The 16494-nt window shown below is 44.6% G+C and carries 13 protein-coding genes; 9 read left to right on the plus strand and 4 right to left on the minus strand.

What is annotated here, in order from left to right:
- Positions 1 to 52 precede the first annotated feature (52 nt).
- The 7 genes from bdbD (at position 53) to AC4CV5_RS04185 (ending at position 10435) form a co-directional block, all read left to right on the plus strand.
- Positions 53 to 721, plus strand: coding sequence for a disulfide bond formation protein BdbD (gene bdbD, locus AC4CV5_RS04155; RefSeq protein WP_166848411.1), 669 nt, complete (start codon positions 53 to 55; stop codon positions 719 to 721).
- A gap of 4 nt (positions 722 to 725) precedes the next feature.
- A complete protein-coding gene (locus AC4CV5_RS04160) occupies positions 726 to 1142 on the plus strand; it encodes a disulfide oxidoreductase (RefSeq protein ID WP_166848414.1) in 417 nt (138 codons plus the stop codon).
- Between the two features lie 185 nt (positions 1143 to 1327).
- Positions 1328 to 1936, plus strand: a complete 609-nt coding sequence (locus AC4CV5_RS04165) for a trimeric intracellular cation channel family protein (protein WP_003219999.1) — start codon at positions 1328 to 1330, stop codon at positions 1934 to 1936.
- Positions 1937 to 2128: 192 nt separating this feature from the next.
- Positions 2129 to 4453: an RNA polymerase recycling motor HelD gene (gene helD, locus AC4CV5_RS04170; protein WP_490922120.1), complete on the plus strand. Its 2325-nt coding sequence runs from the start codon at positions 2129 to 2131 to the stop codon at positions 4451 to 4453.
- A gap of 170 nt (positions 4454 to 4623) precedes the next feature.
- On the plus strand, positions 4624 to 6441 hold the full coding sequence (locus tag AC4CV5_RS04175) for an assimilatory sulfite reductase (NADPH) flavoprotein subunit (RefSeq protein WP_373923008.1): 1818 nt from the start codon (positions 4624 to 4626) through the stop codon (positions 6439 to 6441).
- 25 nt (positions 6442 to 6466) lie between these two features.
- Positions 6467 to 8182 carry an assimilatory sulfite reductase (NADPH) hemoprotein subunit gene (gene cysI, locus AC4CV5_RS04180; RefSeq protein ID WP_490922121.1) on the plus strand — a complete coding sequence of 572 codons (1716 nt, stop codon included), beginning with the start codon at positions 6467 to 6469 and terminating at the stop codon, positions 8180 to 8182.
- A gap of 240 nt (positions 8183 to 8422) precedes the next feature.
- Positions 8423 to 10435 (plus strand): Na+/H+ antiporter, encoded by a 2013-nt coding sequence (locus AC4CV5_RS04185; protein ID WP_166848425.1) that lies wholly within the window; start codon positions 8423 to 8425, stop codon positions 10433 to 10435.
- Between the two features lie 44 nt (positions 10436 to 10479).
- Here the strand turns inward: AC4CV5_RS04185 and yvgO are convergent, their stop codons facing one another.
- Complete coding sequence (gene yvgO / locus AC4CV5_RS04190; protein ID WP_166848428.1) at positions 10480 to 10965, minus strand: stress response protein YvgO; 486 nt, start codon at positions 10963 to 10965, stop codon at positions 10480 to 10482.
- A gap of 222 nt (positions 10966 to 11187) precedes the next feature.
- Here yvgO and pgoN point away from each other — a divergent pair, with 222 nt between their 5' ends.
- Positions 11188 to 12018: a glyoxal/methylglyoxal reductase gene (gene pgoN / locus AC4CV5_RS04195; protein ID WP_166848431.1), complete on the plus strand. Its 831-nt coding sequence runs from the start codon at positions 11188 to 11190 to the stop codon at positions 12016 to 12018.
- 29 nt (positions 12019 to 12047) lie between these two features.
- On the opposite strand, the gene modB is transcribed toward pgoN, so the two are convergent.
- Positions 12048 to 12740, minus strand: coding sequence for a molybdate ABC transporter permease subunit (modB, locus tag AC4CV5_RS04200; RefSeq protein WP_490922122.1), 693 nt, complete (start codon positions 12738 to 12740; stop codon positions 12048 to 12050).
- Positions 12712 to 13494 (minus strand): molybdate ABC transporter substrate-binding protein, encoded by a 783-nt coding sequence (gene modA / locus AC4CV5_RS04205; RefSeq protein WP_490922123.1) that lies wholly within the window; start codon positions 13492 to 13494, stop codon positions 12712 to 12714. Before modA ends, modB begins: the two co-directional genes overlap by 29 nt.
- A gap of 110 nt (positions 13495 to 13604) precedes the next feature.
- Here modA and AC4CV5_RS04210 point away from each other — a divergent pair, with 110 nt between their 5' ends.
- Complete coding sequence (locus AC4CV5_RS04210; RefSeq protein ID WP_166848461.1) at positions 13605 to 14531, plus strand: substrate-binding domain-containing protein; 927 nt, start codon at positions 13605 to 13607, stop codon at positions 14529 to 14531.
- Positions 14532 to 14557: 26 nt separating this feature from the next.
- Here AC4CV5_RS04210 and AC4CV5_RS04215 read toward each other — a convergent pair whose 3' ends face one another.
- Complete coding sequence (locus AC4CV5_RS04215) at positions 14558 to 16411, minus strand: LTA synthase family protein (RefSeq protein WP_222142018.1); 1854 nt, start codon at positions 16409 to 16411, stop codon at positions 14558 to 14560.
- Between the last annotated feature and the right edge of the window lie 83 nt (positions 16412 to 16494).

Below are 16494 nucleotides of genomic sequence, written 5' to 3' on the forward strand. Positions count from 1 at the left end.
GGGTCAATTGCGATCCGCTTCTTTTTTAATTTTAAAACGATGAGGTGTCGGAGTGAAAAAGAAACAGCAGTCTTCTGCGAAATTCGCGGTCATCCTTACGGTTGTGGTTGTTGTCTTATTAGCAGCCATTGTAATCATTAATAACAAAACGGAACAAGGCAATGAAGCGGTTTCCGGACAGCCGTCTATCAAAGGCCAGCCTGTGCTTGGCAAGGATGATGCACCGGTAACTGTAGTAGAATTCGGAGATTACAAATGTCCGTCTTGTAAGGTGTTTAACAGTGACATCTTCCCAAAAATACAAAAAGACTTTATTGATAAGGGCGATGTGAAATTTTCATTCGTGAATGTTATGTTTCATGGAAAAGGTTCTAGATTAGCGGCTCTTGCATCAGAAGAAGTATGGAAAGAAGATCCTGACTCTTTCTGGACATTCCATGAAAAGCTGTTTGAAAAACAGCCGGACACAGAACAGGAATGGGTGACCCCAGCCGTTCTCGGTGATCTTGCCAAAAGCACCACAAAGGTAAAACCTGAGACACTCAAGGACAATCTTGATAAGGAAACATTTGCTTCTCAAGTGGAAAAGGATTCTGACCTTAATCAAAAAATGAACATAAAAGCAACACCGACGATTTACGTAAATGATAAAGTGATCAAAAATTTTGCGGATTATGATGAAATCAAAGAAACAATAGAAAAAGAGCTGAAAGGGAAGTAACGATATGAAAAATAGAATTGTATTTTTATATGCTTCCTGGGTTGTGGCTCTTGTCGCTATGCTTGGCAGCCTGTATTTCAGTGAAATCAGAAAGTTCATTCCATGTGAACTGTGCTGGTATCAGCGTATTCTAATGTATCCGCTCGTCCTGATTTTAGGCATCGCCACCTTTCAAGGAGACACACGCGTGAAAAAATATGTGCTCCCCATGGCGATTATCGGGGCATTTATTTCGATCATGCACTACTTAGAGCAAAAAGTGCCCGGCTTTACCGGCATTAAGCCGTGTGTAAGCGGCGTGCCGTGCTCAGGCCAATATATTAACTGGTTTGGTTTTATGACCATTCCATTCCTGGCCCTGATTGCTTTTATCCTGATTATCGTTTTTATGTGTCTGCTGAAAGGCGAAAAATCTGAATAACAAAAAAAGCGCCCGCGTATGCCGGGCGCTTTTTTAATCTCGAAAACTCATGTCCAATAGCATTAGCAGGATTCCCTCTAAATTTATCTTTTTTTATCGTGAAAATGTTATTGATTTTACGCTTAAGCGATTATAAAATCTAGAGGTCGTCAGAAAATTTAACAAACATAAAGGGAGTCATCAGAATGGCTTGGGAGCTGCTCAGTGTGATTGGCATCATTGCGTTTGCAGTCAGCGGCGCAATTGTTGCAATGGAAGAGGAATATGATATTTTAGGAGTTTATATATTAGGGATTGTCACAGCTTTTGGAGGAGGGGCGATCCGCAATCTGCTGATCGGTGTTCCGGTGTCAGCGCTATGGGAGCAGGGCGCGTACTTTCAAATTGCCCTCCTGTCTATTACGATTGTGTTTCTGTTTCCGAAACTGCTGCTGAAGCATTGGAACAAGTGGGGCAATTTATCAGATGCGATCGGTCTCGCAGCCTTCGCCATCCAAGGCGCACTGTATGCCGTAAAAATGGGCCATCCGCTTAGTGCCGTCATCGTGGCTGCGGTGCTGACGGGAAGCGGGGGCGGAATCATCCGCGATCTTCTTGCCGGACGCAAGCCGCTTGTGCTGAAAGCAGAAATTTATGCGGTCTGGGCGGCTCTCGGCGGTTTAATCGTCGGCTTAGGCTGGCTGGGAAACTCGTTCGGATTGTACGTTCTGTTTTTCGTGCTTGTTGTTTGCCGCGTTTGTTCCTATATGTTTAATTGGAAGCTGCCAAACCGTTCTTTTCGTTTAGATAACTAACATCAAAAAAACCGATTTCAATTTGAAATCGGTTTTTTTGCATATAAATAACCCAAACCTTGATTGATATTGGGTGAATGTGCTAAGATGAATTGTATTTGCCTATTCTTATCATATATTGTATATATGTATCCAATTATATTTTACAGTATTTCATCTGTGTTTGTCAACTATTTTCTGGAGGTGCCGTTCATGAATCAGCAGGATAAGGAATGGAAGAAAGAGCAGTCAAGAATAGATGAGGTGCTGCAGGAGCTCGGCAAAAAAGAGCGGTTTCTGGAAACGTCTGCAGGCGGGTTAAAGCATGATATTATCGGATTAAGAAAAAGCTTTTGGGAGGATGTTACGGTTAATCTTGATGATGCCCATGAAGCAGTTGAAACGATGGCAAGCATTAAGCAGCAGGCAGAGCTGCTGTCTGATCGGGAACGGAATCATCGGCGTATGGATCAGCAGCTCAAACGAATTCATCAATTAAAAGCATCGCCTTATTTTGGCCGGATTGATTTTATTGAAAACGGCGAGGAGCAGGCAGAGCGAATTTATATCGGTTTAGCTTCTTGTATGGATGAGAAGGAGGAACAATTTCTGATCTATGACTGGAGAGCGCCGATTTCAAGTATGTACTACAATTATTCCCCAGGAAAAGCGGAGTACGAAGTGCCCGGGGAAACGATAGAAGGGGAAATGGTGCTGAAACGCCAGTTTATCATCAAAAACGGCGCTCTTAAGGCGATGTTTAATACTGATATGACGATCGGCGATGAAATGCTGCAAGAGGTATTAAGCCATCAGTCTGATACCCAAATGAAAACTATCGTGTCTACGATTCAAAAAGAACAAAATCAGATTATCCGTAATGAAAAAAGCAAATTCCTGATCGTGCAGGGAGCGGCCGGGAGCGGAAAAACATCGGCAGCCCTTCAGCGTGTTGCTTATTTGTTATACAGGCACCGTGGCGTCATTGATGCCGGACAAATCGTTTTATTTTCTCCTAACTTTTTATTTAACAGCTATGTCTCCTCTGTTTTGCCTGAGTTAGGAGAAGAGAATATGGAGCAGGCGACGTTTCAGGAATATATCGAGCATCGGCTTGGCCGCAAGTTTCAATGTGAAAGCCCCTTTGATCAGCTCGAATATTGCCTGACCGAAAAAAAGGATGGCGGTTTTTCTTCAAGGCTTTCTGCAATCACATGGAAGGCGGGCTTATCTTTTCAGCAATTCATTGATGAATACGTCAAACGGCTGTCCTCTAAAGGGATGATCTTTAAAAATATCATCTTCCGCGGACAAAAACTGATCACAAAGGAACAGATTCAATCCTATTTTTATTCACTGGATCAAGGCCAGTCCATTCCGAACCGGATGGAGCAAACCGCAAAGTGGCTGCTGAGTGAGCTTAACAAGTCTGAGAAAAAGGAACGTCGTAAGGATTGGGTCCTTCAGGAAGCTGAGTTGCTCGACAAAGAGGATTACTTGGACGTGTACAAAAAACTGCAGGAAAGGAAACAGTTCAGTGAGAGTACATTTAACGATTATCAAAGAGAGCAGCAGCTGCTTGCCGCCATCATTGTAAAAAAGGCCTTCAAACCGCTCAAACAGGCGGTCAGACTTCTTGCATTTCTTGATGTTACACAGCTGTACCTGCAATTGTTTTCTGGCTGGGGAGGGAAACTTCAGCATAAGGAGACGGCAGCGATAGGGGAGCTGACCCGGTCGTCGTTTGCGGAAAATAAATTGCTCTATGAGGACGCGGCCCCGTTTCTTTATATGCAGGATCTGATTGAAGGCAGAAAGAAAAATACGAAGATCAAACACCTTTTTATCGACGAAGCTCAGGACTATTCACCGTTTCAGATGGCTTACATGGGAAGCATTTTTCCGTCTGCTAGCATGACGGTACTCGGTGATATCAATCAGTCCATCTACGCCCATGCCATACATGGCGTAAAGCGTATGGATGTATGCTTTGAAGGTGAGCTGGCTGAATATGTTCGTTTAAAGAGAACGTACAGATCGACTAGACAGATTGTCGAGTTAACAAAAGCGATGCTACAGGACGGAGCGGATATTGAACCTTTTAACAGAAACGGGGATATGCCTCTCGTTTTCAAAACCGAAGGGCGTGAGGACCTTTGTCAAAAGCTCACGAAAGAGATTGAACGGCTCAAGAAGCAAGGTCACGAAACGATAGCCGTCATTTGCAAGACTGCACAGCAATGTATAAAGGCGCACGCTCACATGAGCGAATATATAGATGTTCGACTGATTCATAAAGAAAATCAAACATTTCAAAAGGGAGTTTGTGTCATTCCAGTTTATTTAGCGAAGGGGATTGAGTTTGACGCAGTCCTTGTCTATGATGCATCAGAAGAACATTACCAAACAGAGCACGATCGCAGGCTGTTATACACCGCCTGCACCCGAGCAATGCATATGCTGACTGTGTTTTATACAGGTGAAGCAAGTCCGTTTGTAACAGCTGTGCCGCCTCATTTATATCAGAATGCTGAATGAAGAGAAGGGGATCCTTCTCTTTTTCTATTTATAATGAAACAAAGCGGTTTTATCATTAGGATTCCTAATAGTTATCATCATGTAAATATATTTTACTTAAGCCTAGTATTCCGGTAAAGTTCAATTAGATGCAATTTTCGATCAGTTTATAACTTTGTGAGGTGGATACGTTGCAACTTCAGGTAATGAACAGTCCGTTTAATCAGGAGCAGGCAGAGCTCCTTAACCGCCTTCTGCCAACCTTGACCGAATCTCAGAAAATCTGGCTGAGCGGATATTTATCCGCGCAATCTGTTTCCGCCCAAGAAACTGCGGGGGCGCCGGCGGCAGCTGTGTCTGCAGAAGCGGCGGCACCGGCCGTTTCAAAAGAAGTGACCGTTCTTTACGGTTCACAGACGGGAAACGCACAGGGGCTTGCAGAAAATGCCGGCAAGCAGCTTGAGCAGCGCGGTTTTCAAGTAACCGTCTCATCCATGAGCGATTTTAAGCCGAATCAGCTGAAGAAAGTAAAAAATCTTTTGATCGTCGTCAGTACGCACGGTGAAGGCGATCCGCCTGATAATGCGCTGTCGTTTCATGAATTTCTGCATGGTAGACGGGCGCCTAAGCTTGAAGATCTTCGCTTTTCTGTTTTGGCGCTTGGTGACAGCTCATACGAATTTTTCTGCCAGACAGGAAAAGAATTTGATCAGCGCTTAGAGGAACTCGGCGGAAAACGGATTTCTCCGCGCGTTGATTGCGATCTTGACTATGATGAGCCAGCAGCCGAATGGCTGGAAAGCGTTTTTAATGGCTTAAGTGAAGCTGAGGGCGGAAGTGCCGCGCCTGCGCCGGCAGCAGCGCCTCAAACAGGTGAATCTGCGTTCTCAAGAACCAACCCGTTTCGGGCTGAAGTGTTAGAAAATTTAAATTTGAACGGCCGCGGATCAAATAAAGAAACACGCCATGTGGAGCTGTCTCTTGAAGGATCTGGCCTGACATACGAGCCTGGTGACAGCCTCGGCGTCTATCCGGAAAACGATCCGGAGCTTGTCGAGCTGCTGCTTAAGGAAATGAATTGGGACCCCGAAGAAATTGTGACGCTTAATAAGCAAGGTGATGTCCGCCCGCTGAAAGAAGCGCTGATTTCTTACTATGAGATTACCGTTCTTACAAAACCGCTTCTTGAACAGGCTGCCCAGCTGTCAGGGAGCGATGAGCTTAGAGAGCTTTTAGCCCCGGGAAATGAGGATAATGTAAAAGCGTATCTTGAAGGGCGCGATTTGCTTGATCTCGTTCGTGATTATGGCCCGTTCAGTGTATCGGCGCAGGAGTTTGTTTCGATTCTGCGAAAAATGCCGGCCCGCCTCTATTCGATTGCGAGCAGTTTATCCGCAAATCCGGATGAAGTGCATTTAACGATCGGCGCAGTCCGCTACGATGCGCACGGCCGTGAACGAAAAGGCGTCTGCTCGATTTTATGCGCGGAGCGTCTGCAGCCGGGAGATACACTGCCGGTTTATGTCCAGCATAATCAAAACTTTAAGCTTCCGAAAGACCCTGAAACACCGATTATCATGGTCGGCCCTGGGACGGGCGTCGCCCCGTTCCGTTCCTTTATGCAGGAGCGTGAGGAGACGGGAGCGGAAGGGAAAGCATGGATGTTCTTTGGCGATCAGCACTTTGTGTCAGATTTCCTTTACCAGACGGAGTGGCAGAATTGGCTCAAAGACGGTGTGCTGACAAAAATGGATGTGGCATTCTCGCGTGATACGGAAGAAAAAGTATATGTGCAGCATCGCATGCTTGAACAGAGCGCAGAATTGTTCGAGTGGCTTCAAGAAGGCGCAGCTGTTTACATTTGCGGCGATGAAAAGCACATGGCGCATGACGTCCATAACACATTGCTTGAAATTATCGAGAAAGAAGGCAATATGAGCCGCGATGAAGCGGAAGCTTATCTTGCCGATATGCAGCAGCAAAAACGCTATCAGCGTGATGTATATTGATTTGACTTGAAAGGAGTTTTACAACATGGTGACCAAAATCTTAAAAGCACCGGACGGCTCTCCAAGTGATGTTGAACGCATTAAAAGAGAAAGTGATTATTTGCGCGGCACACTGAAAGAAGTGATGATGGACCGGATCAGTGCCGGAATTCCGGATGATGACAACCGCCTGATGAAACACCACGGCAGTTATTTGCAGGATGACCGTGATCTCCGGAATGAACGCCAAAAGCAAAAGCTTGAACCGGCATATCAGTTCATGCTGCGCGTGCGTATGCCAGGAGGCGTTTCAACACCTGAGCAATGGCTTGTCATGGATGACCTTTCTCAGAAATACGGGAACGGCACATTAAAACTGACAACACGTGAAACGTTCCAAATGCACGGGATTCTGAAATGGAACATGAAGAAAACCATTCAGACGATCCACTCAGCTCTTTTGGATACGATCGCAGCCTGCGGAGACGTAAACCGCAACGTCATGTGTGCATCGAATCCTTATCAGTCTGAAATCCACTCAGAGGTATATGAATGGTCTAAAAAATTAAGTGATGATCTGCTGCCGCGGACGAGAGCATATCATGAAATTTGGCTTGATGAGGAAAGAGTGGCTGGCACACCTGAGGAAGAAGGCGAGCCAATGTACGGACCGCTCTATCTGCCGCGGAAATTTAAAATCGGTATTGCCGTTCCGCCATCTAATGATATTGACGTCTTTTCACAAGACCTCGGATTCATTGCGATTGTTGAAGATGGCAAACTGATTGGTTTTAACGTGGCGATCGGCGGCGGTATGGGGATGACGCATGGCGACACAGCGACATATCCGCAATTAGCCAAGGTGATCGGGTTCTGCCGTCCTGAGCAAATGTATGACGTTGCTGAGAAAACGATTACGATTCAGCGTGATTACGGAAACCGTTCTGTCCGTAAAAATGCACGGTTCAAATACACGGTTGACCGCCTCGGTTTAGAAACCGTAAAAGATGAATTGGAAAACCGTCTCGGCTGGAGTTTGGAAGAAGCGAAGCCGTATCATTTCGACCATAACGGAGACCGCTATGGCTGGGTGGAAGGCATTGAGGATAAATGGCATTTTACGCTGTTTGTCGAGGGCGGACGTGTGACGGATTACGATGATTATAAGCTGATGACAGGCTTGCGGGAAATCGCCAAGGTTCATACAGGCGAGTTCCGTCTGACATCCAATCAGAACTTAATTATTGCGAACGTTTCAAGCGATCAAAAAGAAGAAATCAGTGCGTTAATCGAGCAATACGGACTTACTGACGGCAAGCATCATTCAGCGCTCCGCCGCAGCTCTATGGCGTGCGTCGCTCTTCCAACGTGCGGATTGGCAATGGCTGAAGCAGAACGTTATTTGCCGACCCTTTTAGATAAGGTTGAAGAGATTATTGACGAAAACGGCCTTCGTGATCAGGAAATTACCATTCGCATGACAGGGTGTCCGAACGGCTGTGCACGCCATGCCCTTGGTGAGATCGGATTTATTGGCAAGGCGCCGGGCAAATATAATATGTATCTTGGTGCTGCATTTGACGGAAGCCGTTTGAGCAAAATGTACCGTGAAAACATCGGTGAAGAAGACATTTTAAGCGAGCTGCGTGTCCTTCTTTCCCGCTATGCGAAAGAACGCGAGGAAGGCGAGCACTTCGGTGACTTTGTCATCCGCGCCGGCATCATTAAAGCAACGACTGACGGCACAAATTTTCATCATTGATAAAGAAAGAAGAGAGACAGGGAATAGCTCCCTGTCTCTTTTTATCTAAAATTTGCTCTGCTGCAAAAAAGTTCACTGTGAGCATATCATGAGAAATAATACCCTAAAAAGGGTACTATAAAAGAAGACAACTCCTGCGAAATCACATATTGGATGCAAGGCCATCCTAGCCCAGCCTCTCATAGACAATCAGACATTAACTTCATGCACGATACACATCAGACGAAGGAGGTCATGCATTTGGACATATTTTTAGTTGTTCTCGTTTTATTAACGATCATTGCGATATCCAATATCGTAAACCGGTTTATTCCATTTATACCAGTGCCTCTGATTCAGGTAGCACTTGGGATTCTTGCGGCCTCATTTCCACAGGGGCTTCATTTTGAGTTAAGCACCGAATTGTTTTTTGTTTTGTTTATTGCGCCTCTTCTATTTAATGATGGGAAGAGAACGCCGCGGGCAGAGCTTTGGAATTTACGAGCTCCAATTTTATTGCTTGCACTCGGCCTTGTATTTGCGACTGTGATTGTAGGAGGCTACACGATTCACTGGATGATTCCTGATATTCCGCTGGCAGCGGCTTTTGGACTTGCGGCCATTCTTTCACCGACTGATGTTGTCGCTGTCAGCGCATTATCAGGAAGAGTGAAAATGCCAAAAGGGATTCTTCGTCTGCTTGAAGGGGAAGGGCTGATGAATGACGCATCAGGTCTGGTAGCCTTTAAGTTTGCGATTGCAGCAGCAGTGACTGGTGCATTTTCATTAGCACAAGCGGCTGTCAGCTTTGTATTTATTTCTCTCGGAGGCTTGCTGTGCGGGGTTGTCATTTCGTTCTTCATTATTCGTTTTCGCCTGTTCCTGCGCCGCCTCGGTATGCAGGATGTCACGATGCATATGCTGATTCAAATTCTGACGCCGTTTGTCATTTATTTGGCAGCGGAAGAAATTGGCGTTTCCGGCATTTTAGCCGTTGTGGCGGGAGGCATTACCCATGCAGTTGAACAGGATCGTCTGGAATCAACGATGGTCAAACTGCAAATCGTCTCCTCAAGTACGTGGAACATTATTTTATTTATTTTGAACGGTCTGGTTTTCGTTATTCTCGGGACGCAGATTCCGGACGTCATTTCTGTCATCTTTAACGACACTGCAATCAGCAACTTGAAGGTGATCAGCTATATCCTAGTCATTACATTTACGTTAATGCTCCTCAGATTTCTATGGGTGCTGTTTTTCTGGAATGGCAAATGGTTCTTTAATAGGGATCAGAACATCTATAAACCGGGTCTTCGTTCGACGCTGTTACTTTCGATTTCCGGTGTGCGCGGTGCTGTAACGCTTGCGGGTTCTTTCTCCATTCCTTATTTTCTTGAGGACGGCACTCCGTTCCCGGAAAGAAATCTGATTCTCTTTTTAGCAGCCGGCGTCATTTTATGTACACTTGTCATTGCCACCGTTGTACTGCCGCTTCTAACTGAAAAAGAAGAAGAGGACGAGAAACGAAATGAAAAGCTGCTGACGGCGAGACGCAAATTGATTAAAACAGCTCTCCGAACGATTAAAGAGGACATGAACGATACAAACAAAACAGCCTCTCTTGCGGTTATAGCCGAATACAATGAAAAAATGAAAAATCTCCGTTTTCAGCAATATACATCATCTAATCGGATCAAAAAGCAAGAGCGAAAAGTCCGTGCCCAAGGGGTTAACGCTGAGCAAGAGGCGCTGGTGAAAATGCTGGAGCGGGGAGACATCCCGGAAGAAACGGCAAATGTGCTGCAAGAACGGTTTAACGAATTAGAAATTTTGTATGCCAACCCATTTAAAGTCGGATTATCAAAAACAAGGCTCAAGCGGCTGATGTATTGGATTTTCTTCGGTGAACATAAAAAGCCGGAGATGTCGATTTTAAATGAAGCGGGATTGATACGGGCAACGAGAGTGAAAACGGCAAAAGCAGCGATAGAATACTTGGAGAAACATAAGACAGAAGAACATAAAGAAGTCTTTTTATCTGTCATTACGTTTTATAAACAGTTAATTTTCAGGCTGGAGCACAGCCATCATGAGCTGAAATCAAGTGCTCATTTTGAAAATCAGAAGCTGGAAGTGAAGCTGAAGGCTGTGCAGGCGATCAGAAATGAAATTCAAACGCTCTTCGAGGAGCGGGAAATTTCCCGAGACATCTCCCATGAGCTTCGCCAATACATTAATGATGTAGAAGCCGCGATGCTTGAAGGCGGCGAATAACTGCAGCAAAAAAGCTGGCGTTCTAACGCCAGCTTTTTTCTATATTAAGGGCGATGGAATTCGACAGTGCTGCCATCCCGGTCGAACCAGCCTCTGAAGGCCCAGTTAATCCAGCCGCCATCTCCTTTGTTTGTAAAGGTTCCATCTTCAAATACCCAAATGCCGTACGTAATGCCGTCATAAACGGCTGAACCGTAAAATTGCACACCGTTCAAGTGATCGTCATACTCTTGGCTTAAATTAAATACCATGACGTTGTATTTTTGGCCGGATGCGTAGAAGGAAGACTCCATAAGGTTTTTCACAAATCCATCCCGGTTCTGTGCGGATTTAATGGCATCGGCAATTTGATTAGCAATGCCAAGCACATCCAGGTTTACATTTAAACCGACCTCAGCTGCAGTTGCTCCGGCTGTTGCTGTCTGCGAATTCTTCGGAGCGGGGGTTTCTTCAGCGGAAGCAAAGGACAAAGGGGCAATAGTCAAAGCGGCACCAAGCGCAAGTGTCATTGGAATACGAATCCGTTTCAAGTTGTTTCCTCCTTTGTTTTCATTTGGTTACACTAGTTGCATACCCTGCTCATTTTATTCATAATCGTAATATTGTTAAAATAGGAAAAAAATAGTGCTCCTTGTTTATTATGCTGTGAAAAAAGAAGCAAAAAGAGGATCTTAAGCGTATTATTGGTATCGGCTGAGAGGATTGTGAGATAATATAGACGCTTACATTTCAGTGAAAGGGTGGATGTTCAAGTGCCAACAAGTTTAAAAGATACTGTAAAATTACATAACGGAGTTGAAATGCCTTGGTTCGGTTTGGGCGTTTATAAAGTTGAAAACGGAAGCGAAGCGACTGAATCAGTAAAAGCGGCAATTAAAAACGGCTACCGCAGCATTGATACAGCAGCGATTTACAAAAATGAAGAAGGCGTTGGCCTCGGAATTAAAGAATCCGGTGTGGCAAGAGAAGAGCTCTTCATTACATCAAAAGTATGGAATGAAGATCAAGGGTACGAAACAACGCTTGCTGCCTTTGAAAAAAGCTTGGAAAGGCTTCAGCTTGATTATTTAGATCTATATTTAATCCACTGGCCTGGCAAGGATAAATATAAAGATACGTGGCGCGCGCTTGAAAAGCTGTACAAAGACGGCAAAATCCGCGCGATTGGCGTCAGCAACTTCCAAGTTCATCATTTAGAAGAGCTTTTAAAAGATGCTGAAATCAAACCGATGATCAACCAAGTGGAATTTCACCCTCGTTTGACGCAAAAAGAATTAAGAGACTATTGTAAAAAACAAGGCATCCAGCTGGAAGCATGGTCTCCGCTCATGCAGGGGCAGCTTCTGGATAACGAAGTGCTCGCACAGATTGCTGAAAAACACAATAAATCTGTAGCTCAAGTGATTTTGCGCTGGGACCTTCAGCATGAAGTTGTAACAATTCCAAAATCCATCAAAGAACACCGTATCATCGAAAACGCTGATATTTTTGATTTCGAATTGTCTCAGGAAGACATGGACAAAATTGATGCGTTGAACAAAGATGAGCGTGTCGGCCCAAATCCTGATGAGCTTCTGTTTTAATAAAAAACTCCCCGTTATGGGGAGTTTTTTTAGTGTGTTTTTTTCTGTTGAATGAAAAACAACATCAAAAAGGAAATGCCGACAATACAGATGACCCACGCCCAGGCGAGGGCATTGTTACCGGAATCCAAAGCGACGTAAATGGCCGTCGGCAGTGTTTGCGTAACACCGGGGATGTTCCCTGCAAACATGAGTGTTGCGCCAAATTCTCCGAGCGCCCGCGCAAGGCTGAGGATGCTCCCTGTCAGCAATGAAGGATAGGCGAGCGGGACGGAAATATGGATAAATACCTTCCATCTGCTTGCGCCGTCTACCATTGCTGCGCCCTGTATATCAGGATCAATATCGGCGAATCCTGTTTTGGCGGATTGATACATAAGCGGAAAGGCCACAATCGCCGAGGCGATCACAGCGGCCCACCAAGTGAAAATGACAGGCTGCTGAAAGACCCATTCGATGGCTTGTCCGATGAAACTGTGCTTTCCGAAAATGACGATCAAGATAAAACCGACAACTGTAGGCGGCAGAACGAGCGGAAGCATAAAAAGTGTTTCGAGCGCCGTTTTTCCGAAAAATGATGCCCGCGACATCCATGCCCCGGCTAGTGTTCCGAGAATAATGACAACAAATCCGGCAACTGCCGCCACCTGAAAGGAAAGCACAACAGGTGTGAAAAACTCTGAAGCGCTTATGCTATTCGGCAGTAAAACCATATTTTTCAAATACTTTCATTGCTTCATCTGATTGCAGGTAATCGTAAAACTCCTTCGCTTCCTTACGGTGTTTGGTATCTTTTACGATTCCTAACGGATAAACAATCGGACTGTGTGTATCTGCCTTTGCCTCGTCAATCATTTTGACCTTTTTAGAGATCAGAGCGTCTGTTTTATAAACAACGCCTGCGTCTACATTTCCGGTTTCAACATAAGAAAGAACTTGGCGAACGTCTTTTCCGTAAACGATCTTATCCTTCACTTTGTCCCATAAAGAAAGCTTTGTCAGTGATTCTTCCCCATAAGCTCCTGCCGGCACGGATTCCGGCGTTCCAAGGGCGATTTTTTCTGAATCAGCCAGATTGCTAAAGCTAGTCACAGGCGAATCTCCGTTTTTCGGAACTATAAGTACAATTTCATTCCCGACTAAATCAGTGCTGTCTTTTTTTGCGATATCCCCATCATCCACTAGCTTTTGAAATTTATCCTCAGCAGCTGAGAAGAACAGATCAGCCCCTGCTCCTTGAGAAATCTGTTTTTGCAATGCGCCGGATGAGCCATAGTTATCTTGGATTGTAATATTTTGATGTTCTTTTTCGTAATTCTTTTGGATTTCCTCAAGTGCATCTTGTGCGCTGGCGGCAGCTGAGATGGTTAACGTTACTTTTTTCTCACTGTCCGATGAAGATTGGTTTGCAGAGCAGCCTGCTGCAAGCAGAAAAACGGTTAAGGCTGCTGTTAAAATGGAATACTTTTTATACATGATTGCACCCCTTATGATTAGTTATAACTAATTATAACTGATTATGTTTGGTTTATGTGGGTTTTTTTACATTCCATCAAAAGGTATAATGAAGTAGGAGAGTGATGAATATGAATGAAACCTCTTCCTATACGATAGAAGAAGTTGCAGGTCTGCTGAAGGTATCAAAGCTGACCGTTTATGATTTGATTAAAAAAGGCATGATCCCTGCTTACCGTGTCGGAAGGCAGATGCGTGTGGACGAAGAAGACCTAAAGCAATATAAGACGAATATGAGAATGTCTCAGCCCATTGCTGCAGCCGAAGTGCCGAAACAGATGCAGGAGGCGGAGCCGGATGGCAGACCGAATGTCATGATCAGCGGACAGGACATTTCGATGGATCTTCTCAGCAAGCATTTGGAGAATGCCATTCAGGAGACGCCGCTCCGCAAATATAAAGGAAGCTTAAACAGCCTGATTGATATGTATCAAGGCAAGTGTGACATTGTCAGCCTGCATTTGTACGATGCGGAGACGGGCCAGTATAACGCGCCTTATGTAAAACGGATTTTGTCAGGTGAACCGTTTTGTCTAATCAATGTTGTTCTCCGCAAGGCCGGACTGTATGTTCAAAAAGGGAATCCGAAAAACATTCAAGGCTGGGAAGACTTGAAAAGAACCGATATCCGGATTATCAATAGGGAAAAAGGTTCAGGGGCAAGGGTGCTCCTCGATGAACAGCTTGGCTTGCTTGGTATGAATCCGGCTGATGTAAAGGGATACGGTGATATCGTGACCGATCATTACGCTGTTGCTTCACAGGTTTCAAGCGGACAGGCTGACGCGGGAATCGGGGCACAGCACGCGGCACATATGGGCAGTGTTGATTTTATCCCGCTCATCGACGAACAATATGATATCGTCGTTTTGAAAAAACATGATCTGCTGCTGAAGGCCGTAAAGGAGATCTTGGACTCTGAGGAATACAAAGCGAATCTGTCTCATTTAAATGGATATCAAACTAAGCTGACCGGTAAAGTGATGTTTGAAACGTAAAAAATCCCTCTGTAAAGAGGGATTTTTTATTCATAAAAACGGAGCAGGTCACCGTTTAAGATTTTATCAGAGAAAGACAGCTCTTCGTTAGCTTTCTCCTTATAAGGGAGGCACGCATTTTGATCTTCCAGCACTTCACCTGTTTTTTGGCTGTAGCACGTGTTTTTCGTGTATACATAATCGTTCGTAATAAAGCTGCCGTTTCGTAGAACGGCAAATGGGGTGCGGTCGCTGGACAGCAAATCATTGCCGAATTGAATATCGCCTTTTGTCTCAATGCCAAGCAGATGCATCAGTGTCGGCCTGACGTCAACCTGCCCTCCGGCATCAGAGATGGTTTCCGGCTTTTGATCGGTGATTCCCGGGATATGTATGATAAACGGCACCCGCTGAAGCTGAACGTTGTCATATGGCGTGATTTCATTTTTTCCTAAAAACTCAGCCATCGCATCGTTATGGGCTTCTGAAATCCCGTAATGATCTCCCATAAATACGATCATCGAATTTTCGTATAAGCCTTCGTTCTTCAGTTTTTTGATAAAATGCTTTAATGCCTCATCTTCATAGCGCACCGTTGTCACATAACGGTTTAACAGGTCACTGCTTGAATCGAACTCATCTATCAGCTGATCCTCTTCATCAATCTCAAACGGAAAATGATTCGTTAACGTGATGAAACTGCTGTAGAACGGCTGCGGCAGGCTTTTCAGCTTTCCTGCTGACTGCTCTAAAAATTCCTTATCCTTTAAGCCCCAGCTTGTCGATGTCCCGGGAGTGACATGGAAATCATCAACATCAAAAAAGCGGTCAATCCCAAATGTATCGTACATCACATCCCTGTTCCAAAATGTTTTATGGTTGGCGTGAAAGACGGCTGAATAATAATCATGCTGTTTCAGCGATTTGTACATCGTATGAAATTGATGGTCGCTTTTCGTGAAAAAGACAGCACCGCTTAGGGAAGGATACAGCGAGTTAGCGACAATGAATTCTGAATCAGAAGTTTTGCCTTGTTCGGTTTGCTGATAGAAATGATCAAAGTAATAGCTTTTTTTGATGAAATCATTCATAAATGGGGTAATTTCCTTTCCATTTACCTTTTCATTCAAAACAAAGCTTTGGGTCGATTCAAGTGTCACAAAGATGACGTTGCGCCCCTTTGCCAGACCGAATTTGCTTTGATCAGGCTTGCTGTAATCAGCCTCTGTGTAGTTTTTAATCCCAGTCATGCTGTCTTCATCCGCAAATGCTTTCGCGCTTATATTAACAGTCTGAGAAATCGTATCGTAGATATGGAATTGAAACAGGCCGATGCTTTTGACGAGCATTTCCCGGTCAAAGGAATGTGCCAAAAGCTTCGGCTGCTGTACTTCTGCAAGTGCCAGGGTACATAAAATCATGCCGCAGGAAGCTGCATAGTACCGTTTGATCGTGCGGGGTGCGGCTTTTGTCTGCGGGTGTTTTTCTTTTCGGGCAAGCAGCAGCAGAAAAACCAAATCCGCAAACAGAGCGATAAACAGAGGATTGAACAGTTCTTTTACACTGCTGCCCATATCGCTCATATTACTGGCCTGAAACAAAACCGGGATGGTAATAAAATCAATATAAAAGCCATAAAAAATCGTATTGGAAATCAAGATTACAGTCAGAACCAAATTAGCAATCAGCAAAAAGACCCGCTGCTTGTTTTCTTTCAGAAGCAGGCCGATCCCGAATAAAGGAAGGATAAAGCTGAGCGGATTGATCAGCAACATCAGCTCTTCCAACAAAGAATCGATCTGTAAATCAAAGCCGAGTTTATAGATCGCATACGTTTTGATCCACATGAATACGATCGAAATACATAAAAACCGCTGATTGTAAAAAAAGGTTCCTTTCATTAATATGGCTCCTCACGTTTTCTTGATCATCTGCATGTAATGCTTCTTATGTAAAACCTACTAAAAACAGCCCGTTCAGACAA

This window comes from Bacillus sp. NS1 (assembly GCF_058248265.1).